At 67.7% G+C, this 19610-nt stretch carries 15 protein-coding genes and 1 pseudogene; 4 read left to right on the plus strand and 12 right to left on the minus strand.

What is annotated here, in order from left to right; genetic code table 11:
* Positions 1-182: 182 nt before the first annotated feature.
* Together ACZ55A_RS33135 and ACZ55A_RS33140 are read right to left on the minus strand one after the other, a co-directional pair.
* The gene (locus ACZ55A_RS33135) at positions 183-881 is read right to left on the minus strand and encodes a response regulator (RefSeq protein WP_468848103.1); all 699 of its coding nucleotides are present in this window, start codon (positions 879-881) and stop codon (positions 183-185) included.
* Positions 874-2574 carry a sensor histidine kinase gene (locus ACZ55A_RS33140; RefSeq protein WP_468848106.1) on the minus strand — a complete coding sequence of 567 codons (1701 nt, stop codon included), beginning with the start codon at positions 2572-2574 and terminating at the stop codon, positions 874-876. Before ACZ55A_RS33140 ends, ACZ55A_RS33135 begins: the two co-directional genes overlap by 8 nt.
* 557 nt (positions 2575-3131) lie before the next feature.
* On the opposite strand from ACZ55A_RS33140, the gene ACZ55A_RS33145 reads away from it, so the two are divergent.
* From ACZ55A_RS33145 to ACZ55A_RS33155, 3 genes are all read left to right on the plus strand, one after another.
* The gene (locus ACZ55A_RS33145) at positions 3132-3722 is read left to right on the plus strand and encodes a hypothetical protein (RefSeq protein WP_468848108.1); all 591 of its coding nucleotides are present in this window, start codon (positions 3132-3134) and stop codon (positions 3720-3722) included.
* A gap of 87 nt (positions 3723-3809) precedes the next feature.
* Positions 3810-4217 carry a LysE family translocator gene (locus ACZ55A_RS33150; protein ID WP_468848110.1) on the plus strand — a complete coding sequence of 136 codons (408 nt, stop codon included), beginning with the start codon at positions 3810-3812 and terminating at the stop codon, positions 4215-4217.
* 238 nt (positions 4218-4455) lie between these two features.
* Positions 4456-4944 carry a hypothetical protein gene (locus ACZ55A_RS33155; protein ID WP_468848113.1) on the plus strand — a complete coding sequence of 163 codons (489 nt, stop codon included), beginning with the start codon at positions 4456-4458 and terminating at the stop codon, positions 4942-4944.
* A 212-nt stretch (positions 4945-5156) separates the two neighbouring features.
* Here the strand turns inward: ACZ55A_RS33155 and ACZ55A_RS33160 are convergent, their stop codons facing one another.
* Both ACZ55A_RS33160 and ACZ55A_RS33165 read right to left on the minus strand, forming a co-directional pair.
* Positions 5157-5414: a hypothetical protein gene (locus ACZ55A_RS33160; RefSeq protein ID WP_468848115.1), complete on the minus strand. Its 258-nt coding sequence runs from the start codon at positions 5412-5414 to the stop codon at positions 5157-5159.
* A gap of 119 nt (positions 5415-5533) precedes the next feature.
* Positions 5534-6421 carry a hypothetical protein gene (locus ACZ55A_RS33165; RefSeq protein ID WP_468848117.1) on the minus strand — a complete coding sequence of 296 codons (888 nt, stop codon included), beginning with the start codon at positions 6419-6421 and terminating at the stop codon, positions 5534-5536.
* Between the two features lie 653 nt (positions 6422-7074).
* Here ACZ55A_RS33165 and ACZ55A_RS33170 point away from each other — a divergent pair.
* Positions 7075-7354: pseudogene (locus ACZ55A_RS33170) on the plus strand (transposase); the annotation flags it as partial.
* 45 nt (positions 7355-7399) lie between these two features.
* Here the strand turns inward: ACZ55A_RS33170 and ACZ55A_RS33175 are convergent.
* The 8 genes from ACZ55A_RS33175 to ACZ55A_RS33210 all read right to left on the minus strand — a co-directional run bounded on the left by ACZ55A_RS33175 (position 7400) and on the right by ACZ55A_RS33210 (position 18960).
* Positions 7400-7999, minus strand: coding sequence for a 2'-5' RNA ligase family protein (locus ACZ55A_RS33175; protein ID WP_468848120.1), 600 nt, complete (start codon positions 7997-7999; stop codon positions 7400-7402).
* A 138-nt stretch (positions 8000-8137) separates the two neighbouring features.
* Positions 8138-9229: an endonuclease/exonuclease/phosphatase family protein gene (locus ACZ55A_RS33180; protein WP_468848123.1), complete on the minus strand. Its 1092-nt coding sequence runs from the start codon at positions 9227-9229 to the stop codon at positions 8138-8140.
* 300 nt (positions 9230-9529) lie between these two features.
* Complete coding sequence (locus ACZ55A_RS33185; RefSeq protein WP_468848125.1) at positions 9530-11803, minus strand: glycosyl hydrolase family 65 domain-containing protein; 2274 nt, start codon at positions 11801-11803, stop codon at positions 9530-9532.
* Between the two features lie 236 nt (positions 11804-12039).
* The gene (locus ACZ55A_RS33190; RefSeq protein ID WP_468848127.1) at positions 12040-13686 is read right to left on the minus strand and encodes a glycoside hydrolase family 13 protein; all 1647 of its coding nucleotides are present in this window, start codon (positions 13684-13686) and stop codon (positions 12040-12042) included.
* A gap of 324 nt (positions 13687-14010) precedes the next feature.
* Positions 14011-15660 carry a glycoside hydrolase family 13 protein gene (locus tag ACZ55A_RS33195; RefSeq protein ID WP_468848129.1) on the minus strand — a complete coding sequence of 550 codons (1650 nt, stop codon included), beginning with the start codon at positions 15658-15660 and terminating at the stop codon, positions 14011-14013.
* Positions 15661-15783: 123 nt separating this feature from the next.
* A complete protein-coding gene (locus ACZ55A_RS33200) occupies positions 15784-16689 on the minus strand; it encodes a carbohydrate ABC transporter permease (protein WP_468848131.1) in 906 nt (301 codons plus the stop codon).
* On the minus strand, positions 16686-17645 hold the full coding sequence (locus ACZ55A_RS33205) for a carbohydrate ABC transporter permease (RefSeq protein ID WP_468848133.1): 960 nt from the start codon (positions 17643-17645) through the stop codon (positions 16686-16688). The genes ACZ55A_RS33200 and ACZ55A_RS33205 overlap by 4 nt, the downstream gene beginning before the upstream one ends.
* Position 17646: 1 nt before the next feature.
* Complete coding sequence (locus ACZ55A_RS33210) at positions 17647-18960, minus strand: ABC transporter substrate-binding protein (RefSeq protein ID WP_468848136.1); 1314 nt, start codon at positions 18958-18960, stop codon at positions 17647-17649.
* Positions 18961-19610: the final 650 nt, after the last annotated feature.

The raw sequence follows: 19610 nt of genomic DNA on the forward strand, positions 1-19610 counted from the left end.
AACTCCCGCCCATCGTGGCCGCGCCACACCCCCGAATCCGTCGCCCTCAGGTCGCGAATCCGCCGCCTGCCGACAGGCGGACCCACCGCTGCCGCGTCGCCCCCACGGACCACGGCCCTCTACCGATGGACAGAGCCGACAGCTCTACCCGGAGACAGAGCAGGCGGCCTCAGCCAGGTGCTTCAGCCCATGAGCCCGGCCTGGTGCGCCAGCAGCCCCGCCTGCACCCGGCTGCCGCACCCCGTCTTCTCCAGAATCGACCGGACATGGCTCTTGACCGTCCCCACACCGATGCCGAGCCGCTCGCCGATCTCCGGGTTCGACAGCCCCTCCCCCAGCGTGACCAGCACTTCCCGCTCCCGGCCGGTCAGCCCCGCCAGCCTGTTCGCCGGGGCGCCGGCCCCACCGCCGCTCAGCATGCGCCGGATCACGGCCCCGGTGACACCGGGAGAGAGCACCGCATCTCCCGCAGCCGCGGCCCGTACCGCACTGATCAGCTCTTGCGGCCCCTCGTCCTTCAGCAGGAAGCCGGTGGCGCCGGCCCGCAGGGCGCGGGTGACGTTCTCGTCGTCGCCGAAGGTGGTGAGCATGACCACCTGCGGCTTGGGGTCGAGGGCCACCAGCGGTTCGACGGCCGCGAGCCCGTCGAGTACGGGCATGCGGATGTCGAGGAGCACCACGTCGGGCCGGTGCTCGGCGGCCAGCCGGACGGCCTCGGCGCCGTTGACCGCCTCGCCCACCACCTCGATGCCCTCCGTATGCCGGAGGATCAGCCGGATACCGTGCCGGATCATCTCCTCGTCGTCGGCGAGCAGCACCCGGAGTGCGGAACCCGCCCCGGAGCCAGCGAAGTTGGCCTGGTCAGGCACCTGGTCAGTCATGCGTCCTTCTCTCTTGGGACGGTTCGGTCACCACCGGGACGGTGAAACGGTCGATCGCGATCAGGGTGTCGGACCGGAAGCAGTAGCGGACGATCCCCACCCGCCCGCCCTTGACGTTCTCGGCCCCGTACGGGTACATGCAGTCCGTCGCGGAAGCCGGCCGCGGCGGCTCACGTCCGGCTGCGCCCGCCCGCGCCATGTCATCGTCCGCTCCCACTGCCCGCTCCACCTGCTCCCGCTCCATCCCCACCCGGGGCTTTTCGGGGCGCTGATATGCGAGGTCGTACCGTGAATGGTCCACCAGCACGAACCCGAACAGCATCATGAGGCCCAGCCCCGCCAGGCCCAGCAGCCCCGTGACAGCACCGGCAACACGCCGCTGGAGAGCGGAGAAACCACTGCCCGGCCCTTCGCCGACGGCCGACCTGTCGTCGTCCGGCGCCGCTCCCGCCCTCTCCGCGCCGGGCCCTGGCTCGGCGGGGATATCGGCCACCACGGCGAACCCGCCACCAGGCGTGCGCCCCGCCTCCAGGCCACCACCGAGCAGCGCCACCCGCTCCCGCAGCCCGGCCAGCCCGCGCCCAGTGCCGAGTCCCGTCACGGCGGCGGGCGGGACGGGCGGCACGCCGTTGCGTACCTTGACGAGCACCCGCTCGTCGGTGTGCGTGACGGCAACGGTCACATGGGCCCCGGCCGCGTACCGGTGGACATTGGTCAGCGACTCCCGCACCACCCGATGCACCGCCCGACGCACCCGCGCCGGCCGAGCATCGAGATCGACCCCGTCCCATGAGAACTCGACGGGAATGCCGACACCGCGCGACTCCTCGACCAGCGCCTCGACATCCGCGCGGGTACCCGTCGCATCGGTCAGCGCATCGGTGCCGGTATCCCGCCCCAACGGGCCCAGAACCCCCAGCACCGCCCGCAACTCCTGCATCGCATCACGGGCGGCACGGCCCACCACAGCCGCCTCGTCCTGCAACCCCGGCGCCTCCTTGCACAGCGCCATCTCCAGGCCGCCCGAGTGCAGCGAGACCAGGCTCAGCCGGTGCCCGACCAAGTCATGCATCTCCGCCGCGATCCGCGACCGCTCACGCACACGCGCCTCACTGTCCGCCAACCGCCGCGCCTCCTCCGCGGCGGCCGTACGCTCCCGCAACGCCCGCAACAGCCGGTCCTGCTGCCCCGCAGCGGCACCCACCAGCCCAGGCACCACGATCGTGGTCACGGCAAGCACCGCACCCAGCGCAAGACCGAACAGCCAGCTGCCCAGCCCCACCAGGGGCGCGAACGCCGCACAGGCCACCATCGCCAAGCCAGCCGCCCCGAGCAACACCCCGACGCGCCACCGGGGCGTCTCCAACCGCCGGGTCGCGGAATAGGCGGCCACCGCGGTCAGCAGCGCCGCGGTGGGCGCCACCCCCATCAGGGCGGCCAGCCCGACCACACTGGCCACCGGGAACCGGCGCCGCACCAGCACCAGCGCGACGCCGAAGACTCCCAGCGCCGGAACCCCGCCCACCAGAGTGGCGTTGATCCACGTCTCACCCTGGTGGGTGAGCAGCACAAGCGCCCCGGCCAGAACCGCCTCGCCCACGGCCCGCCACAGCTGCCGTCCGTCCTCTCCGGGCCTCGCGAAGAGACGTCGGGCAGGGCGCTGCTCGGTGACGGTCGGTGCGCTGGATGACATAACGCCGATTATCGGGGCCTTCGCCCCGGGGGCTCCCTGCGCCTTGCGGACGATCCCGCCTCTACCGGAAGGCAGAGCCCCACGTCTTCACCTCCGAACCTTCGGCCGCCCCCTTCCCGCCGGGAGCAGCATTGGGAGCCAACCCGCTCCCCCAACCCTCCCAACACCACCCCGGGCCCCACCGAGCCCAACGCCCCAACGAGGTAGGGGTTCAAGACCCGTGCCGCTACCGGCCGTCCTCTGCGGAGCACAGGAAGTCTCGGAGGGCTGTAGCGAACAGTGCGCCGCCCATCAGGAAGTACGCGTCAACGGCCCGCATCGACCACATCGTGCATGCCGACGGGTCGGCCTCGCCATAAACCTGTTCGAGGTGTCGTGACGTCAGGCGCGCTTGTGCCAGGTGTCGGTCCTCGGCCCGCCCCGGTTCCGCCGCTCGGCGGAGGCCATTCCTTCTGTGGAACGACGCCTGGCGAAACGGCTAAGAGGACCGTGGAGATCAGCAGGACATCCCTCCTTGCTGCACCAGTTCCACTCCTTTGCATCCCTATGGAGGAAGAATGACCGGAATGCGTCGCCCCCTCGTCACGGTCGCCACGGCTCTCGCCGCGTGTACGGCGACCGCGCTGACCCTGGGCCTGACGGGGCCGGCCGCAGCCGTCCAGAGCGGGCCGCAGGCCGCCCGGCACACCGTCGATGAACCCTCGCTCACGGGCTCCGCCAAGCTCAAGCGCCAGCCGGGCGACAATGTGCACTTCACCTTCAACGCCCACGGCTTCGCGGACAAGGCGCGCGGCACGTTCTACGTCAGCCACCACGTCGGGAAGAACTGGGGCGGCTACATGAAGGGCCGTATCGACTGTCTGCTGACCGGCGGCCCGGTTGCCATCGCCACCGGCATCGTGACCGAGTCGCACTTCAAGAACGCACCGGGCCTGCCCCAGATCGGCGATCTGAAGGCCAAGCGGTTCGGCTTCACCGTCCTGGACAAGGGCAAGGGCACGAAGGACCAGCTGGGTTACAGCTGGGCCATAGACGGCCTGCCGAAGAACAGCGTCGGCAAGTGCCTGGGCTCCGCCCCCTTTGAGACCTTGGAGAAGGGCGACTTCAAGGTCGACCACTGGATGCCGCCCCGCCCCGCCGGGGAGTGATCTGCTGACTATCGCTGCGGCGGGGACTACGCAGGTCTGTGATGGACATCCGGGTCATCGCGCCCACCACGATTGGGCTGCGGAGCGGTGGCCCTCCTTGGCCAGTCAGCCAACACAGCAAAAGGCTCGAAGGACGAGGCCGGCGAGCTGGTCGGTCACTTGACGGCCGAGCATCCCACTACTCCGCTCCCAGGCAAGTGGATTGCCGCTTTCCGCGCTGGTCTTGCGACCAATCTGCTCAATCCGAAAGCCGGCATCTTCTACCTGAGCCTCATGCCGCAGTTCATCCCCGAGGGGACACCGGTGTTCGGAGCCACGATCCTGCTCACAGCGATCGACATTGCCGAGTTGGCGATCTGGTACTGGTTGATCTCCGGCGTCGCTTCGTCGCTGGGCGAGCGCGTCAGGCGACCGTCCTTCCGACGCCGCATGGAGCAAGTCAGCGGAATCGCGTTCCTCTGCTTCGCCGTGACCCTCCTCAGGGACAGCTCCTGAGGCCAACGAGCAAGCGAGCTGGCGCCATCACGGCGTTCACTCTGCCCGATGCCCTGTTCAACGGACCGAGCACGGGCAACTGCCTCAAGTGGGGACCTTGTTGCCCACGCCTCCCGTGCTGGAGCCTGGCGCTGGAAGACCACGTAGTGCGGGTCGCAGCGCGCACTCCGCCTGATGGCGGATGTGTTCGCTACCTCGGGACGACTCCTTGCCCCGCGGCCGGCGGCAGTCTGGTGCCATGACCCAATCCACAAAGATGCAACCGATCGCCGCGGTCACCGCCTGTGCCGGCGCGCTCGCCTACACCGCCAGCAAGGTGGACCTGGCGCTGAAGGGAAAGCTGGGCATGCCGGGCTTTCCCGCACCGCCGGAGTCCTATGTCGGTTTTGGCGATGTCACCGCGGCGCAGCTGGGCAATGCGGGACTGGGCCTGTCCATGGCGGTGATCGCACTGCTTCTGCTGCGGCCTATCGCCAACCCGTTCTTCCGGTGGGGAGCGGTCGTGATCTCCTGGGCGGGCATCGCCATGGTGGGGGCCGGGGTTGTCGGGTTCGGCGCGCGGGCGGCGGGTGTGGCCCCTTTCCTGGGAGACCCACCGCCCGAGACCGGACCGGCGATCGCGGCACTGTCGGTAGGCGCCATATGGGTCGCCGGGTGGTCCGTCGCCACGGTCGGCGTGATGCGCAGGCATGCCCGCCTCCGTACAGAAAGGGACAACGCCTGTTAGCAGCCAGTCCAGATTCCCCACCGATGGCCAGTTATTGGGGAGGCAAGTGGCCCCCGCTGTCACCTTCTGTAACCACCGCCGAGTTTGGCCGGCCCGTCGCCTTCGGCAAGCAGATCCACCGGTGCCGGAGTGAAGAGGAACGGAACAGGAATGTGCCGTCAGCAAACGATGGACACGACCTGCCAGGCAGCTTCGGAGGGGCCATTCCGCCCTCAGCCCGTGTAGATGAGAACGTTGGCCGGGCGGCCCCGAGTGGGCCGCTGGCCGGTGCGTGGCGAGATCCTCTGTGTGAGCTCGCGCGTCCACTCGGTGAGGGTGTCGGGGTACAGCGGGACACGGCAGCGGGCTCGCGCCCAATCCGCCACCTCGCGCCGCCACCGCTCGTACTTGCGGCGGGTCTCCGCCGGGACGGGGTCGGCGAGGTCCTGCTTCGTCGCCTCGGTCAGGTGGTGGTCGGCATCGGTCCACACCGTCTCGCCCGCCGGGCGGGGGACGGCGGGCGCGGGCGCAAGGTGTTACCCGCCTCGCTGTCACGCTTCTGACCTGCGGTAGCTCTTCGCTTGCTTGGACGTCGCGACGGATCGTGTGTCTACCGCACGCCGGGCATCAACTCGACGCGCATGTTGTCGGTCTCCCGGAAGACATGGACAGGATCGGTCTCCGAGTTCCACCCGATGGGCACGGCGTAATAGTGCTCATTCCGAGCCACGATGAGCCGCAGGCCGCTGTAGCGGTACCGAAGGTGGACGCCCTCGCCGAGGTCGTCAAACTTGAGAGCCGGTGAGGGGGAGCGAAGGCCGAGCCGCTCGGCACTGAAGACCACCAGACCGGTGCGCGTGATCACATCCCGGGCATCATTCCTGGCGTGCCGCTCGCCGAGCTGGCCAGCGGCCAGGGTGAGCGTCCAGAGCAAGAACATCCCGGCAGCGAAGACCGGAACAGCTGTGTCCCGCAAGCCTCTTGGGGGACGATCCCCGTCCGTCTGCCGCGCCTCACCGAGCAGGAGGCCGAAGGCGATGAGGAGAGGGCCGAACCAGCGATACGACAGAAACAGCTGCCATCTCCACCACAAGACGAGCAGGATCAGGCCGGCCGCCACGACAACCAGGTAGTAACGGGCCAATACCGACGTGCCGACCGACACGCCGCGCACTACGCCGCCGGGAAGTGCCTGACGCGGCCGACGCCCGCTGAGGGCCAGAGCGATGAGCACCACGACCGCACCCACGAGGACCGGGAAGGTCATCAGATGCAGGCTCTGCAGGACGAATTCGGCAAAGCCGAAGCGAAGGGTGAAGGGTGAGAGATGGAAATGATCGTAGTACGCGCCTGTATAGATCACGCCCACGTAGAACATCAACGCGGCGATGAATGAGGCTTGGGCGACCACGATCTTGATCAGCGCGGTCGGCGACGCCTGATCTCCAGGGTCGGCGCGCTTGGCCAACCGCACGGGGCGAGACTCCGCTTCGCTCACGTACCATCCGGCGTAGGCGTGCGGTTGCCGGGAGACGGCGGGCAACCGGGGGCCCCAGGGCACTCGGGAGGAGTCGTCTCCGGCGGAGTGATGCCGGGGTCCGTCTTCTTCTTCGTCCCGGTCGGAACGGGTGGTGGTGGCACGACCGACTCGCCGCCGTGGGTGGGAGAGCCGCCGGTGGGTGAGGGATACGGCGACGATGTCGAGGTTGTGGGGCTCGGCGACGATGTCGAGGTTGTAGGGCTCGGCGACGGCGGAGTGGGCGACTCTTCGTCCCCGTCGCCGTTCCCTCCTCCCCCGCAGGCTGCGACAAGCCCGAGGCACGCCGCGAACACGCCGGTGCGGGCCATCAAACCAAGGCCGTACCTCATGCCCGCCCTCCGTGTCCTCCAGTGCGATCCGAGGAGAACGTAACGCCGTTCCTGCTCGTCGCTCGGAAACCTGACGGGAGCAGTGGTCCTGCACCGCTCGATCAGAGCAGCAAAGAGGCTCTTGCCATCGCCACCTGCGACCATCGGGAGTCGCCTTTACCGAAGGGCGACGTCGGTTCTCACCGCAGCCGCCGAACCCATACGGCCGTGTGCGGTTGAGCGCCGGCAGCAGGCAGCGTCGCAGCCACCTGATGAACCGGACGGCCAAGCCGCTGGCCGGAAGTGCTGCCGGACCAGGCGCGGCAGTTGCCCGCCGAGCCGGCAAGGATCGATGCGTCCCTGGACGACGAGAGGTTCATCGCCCCGTGGCGGGCCGTGTTCGCCGAACGGCTGGGGCAGACCGTCGATCCCGGTCGAGACGCTGCTGCGGCTGCGGTATCTCAAGCACCGCTACCAGCTCGGGTACGAAATGCTGTGCCGTGAGGTCGCGGACTCGCTGAGCTGGCGGCGGTTCTCCCGGATCCCGCTGACCTCGCCGGTGCCGCACCCGACCACGTTGCTCTGAACAAAGGCCCCGCGCACTTGCCACCGACCCATCGGACACGCTCTAGCACTCCTGCGGGCGACGGACCTCGCCCGTGCCCAGTGTGATCACGGCCCGGGGCTGCATGGGCCCCTCGCCGCGTCGGGAGAGCAAGACCACCTCCTCGACCACCGCCGACAGCGCGCCGAGCCGGAGGGCACACTCGGCGGCCAGGCGCTTTGGGTCCTGGGTGCGGCCGAGGGACAAATGCGGGGTGAAGCGGCCGACGCGCCCGTGGCAAAGTGGGAACCGCAGCCCCAGCTCCCGGTGGAGATGGGCCCACGGTGCCGGGTCGGCCGCAGCCGGATCGAGCCACAACGTCGCGTAGTGCCGGTGCCGGAAGTACCGCACTCCGGCCAGGCGCGCCGTGAACGCCGTGCTCTGTGCCGCCCCGGCGGAGAGCAGCGGCACGGCCCGCGCGAACGCCTCCTCCGGCACGAATCCGAACAGCAGGTTCACGTGCGGCGGCCACCGCCGTACCTGCGGATCGTGCTCCCAGCGGATGTCCTGAATCACCGGCCAGAGCATCCGCGGCGGCAGCCACGCCACAGCCGTCCGGGCCGTCGGCGCCACGGCGAGCGCGTCTACCGGCTCGGCCCCGCCGAAATCCGGATTCCCGTTCACATGGTCATGGTCCCAAATCGGGCTCGGAAAACCGTTCAGAGCCTCTCAGGTCCGCAACGCCCGCCGCCACAACTCGCCCGCCTGGCGGGCGCTGCACGGCGAACTCGCCCGGGGCCCCGCCGTGCCGCCGGGCTGCCATTACAGGTCGAGTTCGGCGACGATGGCAGCGTGGTCGGAAGCCTGGTTGCCGGGTCCGGTCACGTCTTCGAACGGGGTGCCGAACTCGAAGATCCCACGCCGCTCTACCTCGACCTTGTCCACCTTGGCGAACAGCTCCGGCGAGAACATCAGGTAGTCGATCTTGTCGTCGGGGTCCGTGCACTTCCCATGGGTGCCGGGCGGGCCCTCGTAACTGTCGTGGGTCATCGCGTCCTTCAGGCTGGTGGCCTCGAGGAACGTGAGCGGCGGGCTGCCCGGGGTGTCGTTGAGGTCCCCGGCGACCACGACATGAGCCGAGCGCTCGAGCGCGGCCTGGTAGAGCTCGGCGACGCGCTCACCCTGGAGCTTGCGCTTGTCGGCGCCTCCGCCGCCGCGCTTGCTCTTGAAGTGGTTCCCGAGGAGCCAGAGCGGTTCGCCATCGATGTCGATCTCGAATTCCGGGCAGTCCCGGCTGAAGATGTCCCGGGAACCCTTCTTGTCGAAGATGTGTGAGCGTACGGAGGTGATCGGGCGCCGGCTGAACAGCCCCACGTCGATGCCGCGAATGTCGTTGCCGTCGATCAGCATGTTGAACGGATACGGTTCCGCGTCGAACTGGCCCGCCAGCACCTGCTTGTTGAAGCGATGCAGGGTGAGCCGGTCCTCGACTTCGACCGTCAGCAGTATGTCGGCGTTCACCTCGGCGATCACCCTGGCGGTGTTCTTGACGGCGTCCAAGCTGAGGTCGTCCTTGACCAGTTCGGCCCAGCCGACCCAGGCGGACCGTCCCGTGGCCTCGGCCCTGACCTCGATGTTCCTGCCCTCGCCCTTGAGCAGCCGGGCCTGTCCGCGCGGCTCGTTCACCAGGATCGTCTGGGTGGAGATTTCCTGGGAGACATCGACGCTGTGCTTCTTGAGAAGCTCGATGATCTTTGTCTTGTCGTTGGCCGTATACGGGTCGTGATCGAGGATTTCGACAAGTTTCCTGAAGTCCTCGAGCACGGCGTCGCGTATATCGTCTTTCCCGCTACTGAAGACGATGGGCCTTCGGAAGAGGTTTTCGCAGTTGAAAGTGGCTATGCGGATGCTCATGGGCCCTCCTCACACACCTCCGATTCTCCGGCGGCGTGCCATGGCTGTCGAACGGAGCAGGGCCACTCCCGGAGGAGCAGCCCTGGGGCGTCAGCCGCGGAGCGGGCCCGCGCAACGGTAGTCCGCCGACCCGACGGGGGGGTGATCACCTAAGGCGACATCCACGGCGGCATCCACCGATCCTTGTGACCCGGACGTACGCGCGGCGGATGACGGCCGGCTGCAAGGCCCCGGGGGCGGCCCTCGGACCGCAGGCGCAGGAGACTGCGCGGGTGAGCAACCCGACCCCTCGGACACCGCCTAGTCGCGTCGGGGAGCACGGGTCGGAACGACGATCTCGTCCCCCGCCGCCACCGTCTGCCGGACGCCGTCACCCGACTCGACCGGGAGCGGCTGCCCTTCGTGCAGCCGGAGCGTCGTGCCGTCGCGGCGGATGTCGATGTCGAGGCTGCGGCCCCGCCAGCGCAGCCGGCGCAGGGTGATCCCCTCCAGTTCCTCGGGCAGAACAGGAGCGAGCAGCATCCGGTCGGCCCGCCAGCGCAGCCCCGAGTACCCGTACAGGAACACCTGAAGGAAGCCGCCGTGTCCGGTGAGAAAGGTGAACGCGCCTCCCGTGCGGCCCTCGGCGAACTGGTCGAAGGGCGCCCTGATGAACGGGTCCACACTGCGCCTGGTGTACTCGAACGCCGCCCGCACATCACCGAGTTGGGCATGGACGATGGCGTGGACCGAGTCCGTCATCGAAGGCCCGTCGTCGTCGGTACGGGCGCCGTAGTACTCCAGATCGGCTCTCGTCGCCTCGTCGGACTGCGGGTTCTCCCAGGGGTAGGCCAGCATGACAACATCTGCCTGTTTGATCAGCCGGCCGTCATAGCCGTCGAACTCCGGGTGGATGCCCCGCTCTTCGTCGAAGAGCACGACGAGGCCGTCGGCCGTACGGGCCCACCGGGGGTCGGCCGGCTCGCCGAGGAGCTCTGCCGCCTGCACGGCGAAGCGCAGTGACGCGCGTGCGGCGACGTTGGTGTAGACGGAGTCGTCGCCCGGGTCGGCGTACTCGTCCGGCGGGATCACGTCCCTGATGTGATAGCGGCCGTCCTCACCCGCGACCGCCCGGCTCGCCCAGAAGTCCGCCACCCCGCGCAGCACGGGCCAGCCCTTCTCGCGCAGCCAGCCCTCGTCGCCGGTGGCGAGCCAGTACTGCCAGAAGGCCAGGGCGACATCTGAGCTGATGTGCAGCTCGTGTGTACCGAAGGGGAACCCGGCCGGGGTGCTCTCCCGTCCGTCGAGGGCGCTCTCCCACGGGAACCGCGCGCCGCGGTGTCCGTACGCGGCGGCGTAGGCACGGGCGGCCTCCAGGCGGTGGACCCGGTAGTCGAGGACGCTCTCGGCGATCTCCGGGTGCTGGGCCAGCAGGCTCGGCCAGATCCAGGTCTCGGTGTCCCAGAAGACATGGCCGTTGTAGTTGTCGCTGGACAGCCCTGCGGGGGGCGGGGACCAGGGGAAGCCCGCGCGCACGCTGGTGAGCAGGTAGAACTTGGCTGCGCGCACTTGGCGTTGGAGCCGGGCGTCGCCGCGTACGACGATGTCGGCCTCCCACGCGCGCCGCCAGGCCCGGCGGTTGTCCTCGGCGAGACACGCCCAGCCGGCGCCGGCCGCCTCCTCGGCGGCGGTCCGGGCGGCCGCGAGGGGGGCGTCGGTGTCATGGCCTGTCGCGATGGCCACGTACTTGGTGAACGTGTAGCGGTGTCCGGAGACCACGTCAACGCGGAGTCGCTGGCTCGCCGACCCCTCTGCCGCGGAGACCGGGACCGGGGCGCCCGCTCCGTCCGGGCCGTGCAGTACGGAGACCAGCGCCGCCGCGGTGCCGCTGCCCTCGGCCGCGGTGGTCAGCCAGATCCGTCGGCCTTCGCCGCCGCTCCGGGTGTCCTGGGTCCAGGTCGCCCCCCGGCCGTCCAGGGCGTCGGTGACCTCGAGCGTCCCGCTCCAGTGCGGGGTCACGGTGACGGTCACCGCCGCGACGTGCTGCCGGGACCGGTCGGTGAGCAGCTCGTACCGTACGTCGGTGACCCGGTCGGCCGGGGAGGTCCAGCGGGCGGTGGTGGTGATGACGCCGGTTCGCAGGTCCAGCGACTGCCGGTACTGCGAAATGCCGCGGGCGACCACCGCGGCCGGGTCCGCGAGGGCGGCCCAGTCCTCCTCCCCGTCTTCGGAGTTGCCGTCCTCGGACGCGGGGACGGCGAAGGCGTCGTTGAACGTTCCGCTGCCGTCGCTCACGTCGAGAGCCGACCAGGCCGGCAGGGAGACCTTGCGCGCCCACTGCCCTTCGTGGCTGGTGAAGAGGCCTGCAACATGGAACTGAGTAGCGACCGGGGTCGCAGCGAACCCGTTGCCCGCCGCGGGTACCCGTGCTGCGAGGTAGCCGTTACCGGTGAAGGTGGGGTGGTAGCCGGTGAGCGCAGCGAGGTGGGAGTCCCCCCGGCCGGAGGCTGGGGGTAGGGCGTCCGTGGACAGCACCCACTCCCCGGATGCGGTGCCGGGTTCGCTGGCCGGTGTCAGGGGGTTCGCTGGGCTCACGTTGCTTTCCTCGCTGTTCAGGCGGCGTGCTGCGGTGTGCGGTGAGTCAAGGAGACGGCTCGGGGGTGGGCCGGTCCGCCCCCGTTCGAGAGCGGTAATCGTCAGGTTGGGACCACTCTGTTTGAGGGAGCCGGCGACAGGGCGGCGAGCGGCCGGATCACCTTGCGGAACGCTGTCCGGGGGGATCGTCGATATTCGCCACTCCTCAAGGTCCCAGCGCTGTGGGCGCGATCCAGTCAGTCGGGGAGGCGGTCCACGAGCCACCAGGCAGTGCTGTTGGCCGCGAGCTTGCCGTCATCGCACGGAAGGCTGGAGAGCAGCGGCCTCCCGGGAACAGGTGCCGCGACAGGTGCGTCGGTGAAGTTCGTGGCACACACGAAGCCTGGCCCGCGGCCGAAGACCAGTGTGTCGGCAGGGCCTGGCAGCCAGTGCAGTGTGGTGTCGCGGAGTGAGGTGAGGCTGCGGCGTAGTTGCAGGGCGTCGCGGTAGAGGTGCCAGCTGGATCCACTGTCGCCGCGCTGGCGCTGTACGGAGTAGCGGGCGAACCAGTGCGGCTGCGGCAGCCACGATCGGTGCGGAGGTGCATCGGAGAAGCCGAACGGGGCCTGCTCCCCGGTCCAGGGAAGCGGTACGCGGCAGCCGTCCCGGCCTTTGGCCGGATCGCCGGTCGCGGCCACGATGGGGTCGGTCAGGGCTTCCGGCGGCAGGTCGGTGACCTCGGGCAGGCCGAGTTCCTCGCCTTGGTAGAGGTAGGCGCTGCCGGGCAGGGCCAGCATCAGCAGTGCCGCGGCGCGGGCCCTGGCCGCCCCGCGCTCCGGATCCGGTTCTTCGCCGGGCAGCGCGCCGCGGCTGTAGCGGGTGGGGGTGCGTTGCTGGTCGTGGTTGTTCAGAACCCAGGTGACCGGTGCGCCGACGGATGTGATGTCTTTGAGGGCGGCGTCTGTGCGGGCACGGAACGCTGCGGCGTCCCAGGGGGTGTGCAGCAGGTCGAAGTAGAAGGCCTGGTGGAGTTCGTCGGGGCGTAGATAGGCCGCCTGGTCCGCGGGCGTGGGAACGGCCACCTCTCCGACGAGGGTGCGCTCCTTGCCGTCCCGCGCGCTGTAGGCGTTGCAGATCGTCCGCCAGCGGCGCCAGACGTCGTGCACCTCGGGCTGGTTCCAGGCCTGGGGGTTGACGGCGTCGCGGGCGTCCTCGTCGGCGGTGGGGTCCGGTGAGTCGGGCAGGTCCGGGTGCTTGTAGAGGCCGACCGCGACATCGATGCGGAAGCCGTCCACCCCCCGGTCCAACCAGAAGCGCAGCACGTCGTCGAAGTGGTCCGCGACCCCGGGGTGGCGCCAGTTGAAGTCGGGCTGATGCGGGGTGAACAGGTGCAGGTACCACTGTCCGGGCCGGCCGTCGGCTTCCCGGATCCGGGTCCAGGCGGGGCCGCCGAACATGGCCCGCCAGTTGTTGGGCGGCAGCTCCCCGTGCTCGCCGCGCCCATCGGCGAAGTGGAACCGGGCGCGGGCGGCGCTTGCGGGCCCGACCTGAAGCGCCTCGCGGAACCATGGGTGCTCGCGGGAGCAGTGGTTGGGGACGATGTCGAGGATGACCTTGAGTCCGAGTGCGTGTGCGTCGGCGATCAGTTGGTCGAATGCGGCGAGGTCGCCGAAGAGCGGGTCTATGGCGCAGTAGTCGGCGACGTCGTAGCCGTGGTCGTGCTGCGGGGACGGGAAGCAGGGGCTGAGCCACAGCCCGTCGACACCGAGCATGGCGAGGTAGGGCAGTCCGGCTCTGGCGCCGCGCAGGTCACCTACGCCGTCGCCGTTTCCGTCGCGGAAACTGCGCAGATAGATCTGGTACATCACGGCATCGCGCCACCACGGCACACCGGGGATCGCCATCGGACAGTGACCTTTCGGGCAGCCGGCACCGGCCGGCGGACGTCGGAGCCCCAGGGCTCCGGGAGGGGGGAGGTTCTGGCTGCGCGCGAGCGTGAGGCCAATTCCCGTTCGGAGTCTCGGTGCGGGTGAGCGGCCGTCGGAACCGGTGGCCGCGACGGCGCCCGGACAGCGGGGGTTGAGTCCGGACGCCCTCGAAGCCACCGGCGCCGGACAGCTGCCTTGCTGCGGCGGAGCGCGACCGGAGGAGGCGCGTTTCGTGGAGATGCCGTTCCCTTGTGGGAAGCGCCTCCGGGCGTTGGGGAGTTGTGGAGACGTGCAGTCTGCTCAGACGAGCCAGGCCGTGGTGTCGGTGGGGAGTTTCCCTTCAATGAGTGGTGCGCTGCTGAGGACAACGGTGCCTGCCGGCAGTTCCACCGGCTCGGTGCCGAAGTTGGTTATCGAGTGCCAGCCGCCGGGGCGCACAAAGTGCAGCGCGGAGGCGTCGGTGCTCTCGACCCATTGCAGTTCTTCGGACGTCTGCAACTGGCGCCGCAATTCCAGCGCCTTACGGTAGAACCGGAGCGTGGAAGCCTCGTCTTTCCTCTGGGCTTCGACGGAGTACTGACCGAACCAGTCCGGCTGGGGCAGATGAGCCTTGCCGTCACCGAATCCGAAGGACGACCCCGTGACCGTCCAGGGCAGGGGAACGCGGCAGCCGTCGCGGCCCACTTCGACTCCGGGATTACGGAAGAAGGCGGGGTCCTGGCGTGCCTCGGCGGGAATGTCGGTGACCTCGTGCAGACCGAGCTCCTCGCCCTGGTAGAGGTAGACGGAGCCCGGGAGGGCGAGGGCGAGCAGTGTCGCGGCGCGGGCCCTCAGCAGCCCCTGCTCCTTGTCGGGCTGGGGGTCGGCGCCCCCGCCGAGCAGCCAGGCATGCAGGTCCGTGCCGTTCGGCAGTGCGTAGCGCGTCGCATGCCGTACGACGTCGTGATTGGAGAAGACCCAGGTGGACGAGGCGTCGGAGGCCCGCGCCAGTTCGAGGTTCTCCTCGATGATCCGGCGGAACGCCGCGGCGTCCCAATCCGCCATCAGCAGGTCGAAGTTGAACGCCTGGCCAAGACCGTCCGCCGAGGCGTACCGGGGCCGGCGGTGGGCGGGGACCCCAGCCTCTGCGACCGCCGTACGCGGCGGGTGGTACTCGTTGAAGACCTGCCGCCACTCTGCGTAGATTTCGTGCACCTCATCGCGGTCCCAAAAGGGGTGGGATCCGTGCGGGAGTGTTGCGTCGATGACCGCCTTGGGCGGCAGCGGTTCGGTGATGTCCTTCGCCAGCGCGTGCGCGACGTCGACACGGAATCCGTCCACGCCGCGGTCGGACCAGAATCGCAGGGTCTTGAGGAAGTCATCACGGACCTCTCGGTTGTCCCAGTTCAGGTCCGGCTGTTCCTTGGCGAACAAGTGCAGGTACCACTGGCCGGGTGTTCCGTCAGGCTCCCTCACGCGCGTCCAGGCAGGCCCGCCGAAGAGGGATTCCCAGTCGGCCGGTGGTTCGCAGCCGGACGGTCCGGCGCCGTCCCGGAAGATGTACCTTTCGCGGGCCGGTGAGCCCTTGGGGGAGGCGAGGGCTTCCTTGAACCATTCGTGCCGGTCGGATGTGTGGTTGGGCACGATATCGACGATCAGCTTGATGCCGGCCTCATGGAGAGCTGCGACCATCTCATCGAAGTCGTCCAGGGTTCCCAGCCTGGGGTCGACGTTGCGGTAGTCATCAACGTCGTAGCCTCCGTCGGCCAGTGCCGAGGGGTAGAAGGGGCTGAGCCAGACGGCATCGATACCCAGAGATTTCAGGTACGGAATCCGTGAGACAACACCCGGCAGGTCGCCGATACCGTCACCATCGGCATCAGCAAAACTGCGCGGATAGATCTGGTAGACGGTTGCTTGGCGCCACCAGTTCGCATCGACGGTTTCGTCGAAACCGCTACCGGATCGCACGGTGAAGGTCGTTTTTGACAAGGCGGTGCCCTCATCCTCAATCGGTTTGGAAGGTGTCAGGTCACATCCCCCGGCGCACCTTTGGGGGAAATCAGAGGGTCTGTTAGGACCCGGAAGATCGAGTCAGCCTTTCGAGCCCGACAGTGCCACACCTTCGACGATCTGGCGTTGGGCGAAGATGAACAGAATCAGCAGCGGAGCCGCAGCCATGGTGCACGCTGACATGAGGCTGGTCCAGTCCGAGGCGTATTCGCCCTTGAACTGGTTGACGACAAGCGGGAGGGTGAACTTTTCCGGGCTGTTGAGGAAGATCAGTGGATAGAAGAAGTTGTTCCACTGGGACAGGAAGGTGAAGATTCCCAGCGCTGCCATGGGGGTGCGGAGTATCGGCAGGATGATGGTCACGAAGATACGCAGCCTGCTCGCTCCGTCGATCTCGGCGGCTTCGTCCAGTTCTTTCGGGATGCCGCGGACGTACTGCCGCATCAGAAAGATGCCGAAGGCATTGAACATGGCCGGCGGGACTATGAGGGCAAGGTGTGTGTCCACCCATCCTATGGATCCCATGATGATGTACAGCGGAATGATGGTGAGCTGCATCGGGACCATCATCGTCGCCAGAAAGGTCATGAACAGCCCGCTGCGGCCGAAGAACTTGATGCGCGCGAAGGCGTACCCCGCCATCGCCGAGGTCAGGACGGAGACGACCGTGACCGTCGTGGCGATGTAGAAGCTGTTGAAGAAGCCGCGGGCGAAGTCGGCGCCTTCCCATGCCCGTGCGTAGTTGTCAAACTGCCAGTTGTTCGGAAGCAGCGAAGGTGGTTGCTGGAATATCTCGCTCAGCGGCTTGAGGGACGACAGGAGCATCCAAATGAATGGCCCCGCCATAATCAGTGCGCCGACCGCCAGAATGATATGCAGGATGATATGCGAGACATTGAGCGGCTTCTTGCCCCTCCGCCTACCATGCGTTCGCTCATCCCCCGCGGCCTGCAGCGCGCGGATCGCTGTATCGGTTCCGGTACTCATTCTGTGTAGTGCACCCATCTCTTCTGTGCGGCCAACTGCAGACCGGTGAGGCAAAGCAGGGCCATGAACAAGCAGGACGCGACCGCCGAGGCGAGACCGAATTTGAACTCGCTGAAGGCGAGCCGCACAATTTCATAGACCACAGTCCGCGCAGCGGCCGGCGCCGCCGTGTCCATGAAGACGTAGATGTAGTCGAACACCTGGAAGGAACCGATGACCGAAGTGATGGACAGGAACAGGATCGTTGGGGACAGCAGTGGGAGGGTGATCTTCCATAGCTTCTGCCACTCGCTCGCACCGTCGATCTCGGCAGCCTCGAGCAGCGTTTTTGGAATGTTTTCAAGACCAGCCATGAAGATCACGACCTGGTAGCCCAGGCCCTGCCAGATTCCCACGATCGCGAAGGCGGCGATCACGAAGCGTGAATCCTGAAGCCAGTCCGGGGCCGGCAGGCCCAGTTCCGCCAGGAAACCGTTGATGGGGCTGATGTCGGGATTGAACAGCCAGAGCCAGATAGCCGCAACCGCGACGGTCGACGTCACCACCGGAGCGAAGTAGAACACCCGGTAGAACGACTTCAGCTTCCCTGATCGCTGCAGCATCACCGCGACACACAGAGCTGACAACATCAGCCCCGGTACCTGCAGCACAGTGAACCAGACGGTGTTCACCACCGATCGCATCAGCTGCGGATCACTGAAGATCTCACCGAAGTTGGACAACCCGACGAAATTCAGGTCGCCGAATCCGTCCCACCGCGACAGGCTCAGTACCACCGCGAAGATCAACGGCCCGATCATGAAGACGAGCAATCCGATCAACTGCGGCGCCAGGAACGCGTAACCGGCCAGATTGTCCTTGAACCTCCGGCGCCTCAGCGATGCCTGTCTCACAGGTTCCGGTGAGCCCTTGCTCGATGGCGGCGCGGTCGGGCGGGAAGGACTCAACACGGCCATCTCAGCCCTCTCCGTTGAGAAGCTTCACCAGACTCCGACTGAACGACCGAGCAGTCGTCGCCTTGTCCTTCAGCATCCGGTCCACGAGGAGTGGAAATTTCGTAGCCACGGTGGGGTTATGAGCGATCACCTGGGGAATCGCGTACCCCTTCCTGGCGATCTCGGTGAACAGCCGGGCGTTCCGCGGCACTCCGTCCTCGGTCACGACCTTGTCCAGGCCGTCGATCGACGGCACGGCGTTGCCACCACCGGAGAGGCGGAACCTCTGGCCTTCCTTGCTCACATACTTGAGGACAAAGTCCAGTGCCGCAGCCTTGTCCTTCGCCTTCGCGTTGACCGCTATCGCGGCGGTTGCCACGGGGACCGGCATGATGTCCTTGCCTGATTCCGATGGCAGCGGAGCGATGTCGTAGGTGAAGTCGAGCTTGGTCATGTTCGGCAGGATCCACCGCCCGTACTGGATCGTGGCGAGCTGACCGCTGTAGAACAGCGCATCGAGCCCCTGCCCCTTGGGGATCGACCCGCCATAAGTGATGTTGCCCGACTTCAGCTGGTCGAACATCCACTCCAGGGCGGCTTGGGCCTTGGGGTCGGTGTCGAACACCGCCCCGCCGTCATCGTCGAAGAGCGTGCCACCGAAGGTGGTCATCCATCCGAAGAAGCTGAACCACCCGGACTCGATGACCAGGCCGCGCTTTCCGTAAGCCCTGATCTTCTCCAGCATCGAGGTGAGGGCGTTCTGGTCCCAGGTGCCGGCCTTGAACATCTCGACGGGCGTTTGCGAGACACCGGCCTTGGTGAGCAGATTGCTGTTGAACCAGAAGACGGCCGGATTGCAGTCGTGCGGAAGCCCGAAAAGCCCACCACCTTCGGCCGGCCTGCACCACTCCATCAGACCGGGGAAGAACTCGGATTCCTTGACCGGACTGTTCGACTTCTTCAGGGCGGGCGCAAGGTCTACCACCTGACCCGCCTCTATGAGCTTGGCCATCGCGTCGTCCCCCACATAGAAGACGTCCGGCGCCGAACCGCCGGCCAGCTGGCTCATCAGCTTCGCCTTGTAGTCACCCACCACGGTCTGGTACGTGATCCTGACGCCCGACTTCTTCTGGTAGGCCTTGGAGTACTCCCGGAATCTCTTGGCCTCACCCGGGTTGGCCCAAGAACCCCAGGTCACCGCTCCGGTCCCACCCCCGGCGCCGATCCCGGTCCCCCCGCATGCCGACACCAGCGACCCGGCGCCCACGAGCGCGCTGAAAGCCAGGAAACGGCGCCTGGACACCCCTTGCTGGGCGGTGCTCTCGTTCTTCGTCATGTTCTCTCTCCTTGCATGTGCGTTTCTCCGGCGAGCTGGAAAGCAGCTCAACGATGGCTGTCAGGGAAGACGGATTGGAGGCCGGAAAAGCTGAAATATCCCTATTGAGTGAGCAAGTTTGATCGGTCAAAGAACGCCAACATCGACCCCGTGTCAAGACTTCGCGCAGGATCAGAAGGCTGTGCCCGACATGCACCCGCCAATGCCCGCGTGCGCTGGTCGGAGAGTTCGCGGTACCCAGGGCAACGCGCCGTACCCGCCGTCAGCCACGGCAGACACTCATGCGTTGGGGCGAGGCTCCGATCGGGCGAGGATGCCGGGACGCCGACCACCTCTGCGCAGGCCGCGCGGGCACTGCGGAGGTAAACGCCGCCGATCATCCCCGCACCGAGGACTGCCCTCAGCAACCGTGGCGTGCCGGCACTGTCCAGCCGCACGGCTCCTCGGCCGAGGCCGAGGGGCTCGGCCGGGACATGCAGCGTGCGGGGCGCTCGCAGACAGGGCCTGCTCAGTCGGGACAGTCATGCATGGTCCTTTCGGGACGACATGATGCGGCCGTTGTTGCCTTGGCCGGGGCTACCTCACGGCCACCGGTCCGCATCTGTCAGGGGGAACCCGCTATAGAAGGACTCACCCGTCGCTGACGATAT

This window comes from Streptomyces sp. NPDC034111 (genome assembly GCF_055575375.1).

What these genes read in the sequence shown, in the direction of transcription:
- ACZ55A_RS33135 (WP_468848103.1), bottom strand. Translation starts at nt 881, where the DNA reads ATGACTGACCAGGTGCCTGACCAGGCCAACTTCGCTGGCTCCGGGGCG.
- ACZ55A_RS33140 (WP_468848106.1), bottom strand. Translation starts at nt 2,574, where the DNA reads ATGTCATCCAGCGCACCGACCGTCACCGAGCAGCGCCCTGCCCGACGT.
- ACZ55A_RS33145 (WP_468848108.1), top strand. Translation starts at nt 3,132, where the DNA reads ATGACCGGAATGCGTCGCCCCCTCGTCACGGTCGCCACGGCTCTCGCC.
- ACZ55A_RS33155 (WP_468848113.1), top strand. Translation starts at nt 4,456, where the DNA reads ATGACCCAATCCACAAAGATGCAACCGATCGCCGCGGTCACCGCCTGT.
- ACZ55A_RS33180 (WP_468848123.1), bottom strand. Translation starts at nt 9,229, where the DNA reads ATGAGCATCCGCATAGCCACTTTCAACTGCGAAAACCTCTTCCGAAGG.
- ACZ55A_RS33190 (WP_468848127.1), bottom strand. Translation starts at nt 13,686, where the DNA reads ATGGCGATCCCCGGTGTGCCGTGGTGGCGCGATGCCGTGATGTACCAG.
- ACZ55A_RS33200 (WP_468848131.1), bottom strand. Translation starts at nt 16,689, where the DNA reads ATGAGTACCGGAACCGATACAGCGATCCGCGCGCTGCAGGCCGCGGGG.
- ACZ55A_RS33205 (WP_468848133.1), bottom strand. Translation starts at nt 17,645, where the DNA reads ATGGCCGTGTTGAGTCCTTCCCGCCCGACCGCGCCGCCATCGAGCAAG.
- ACZ55A_RS33210 (WP_468848136.1), bottom strand. Translation starts at nt 18,960, where the DNA reads ATGACGAAGAACGAGAGCACCGCCCAGCAAGGGGTGTCCAGGCGCCGT.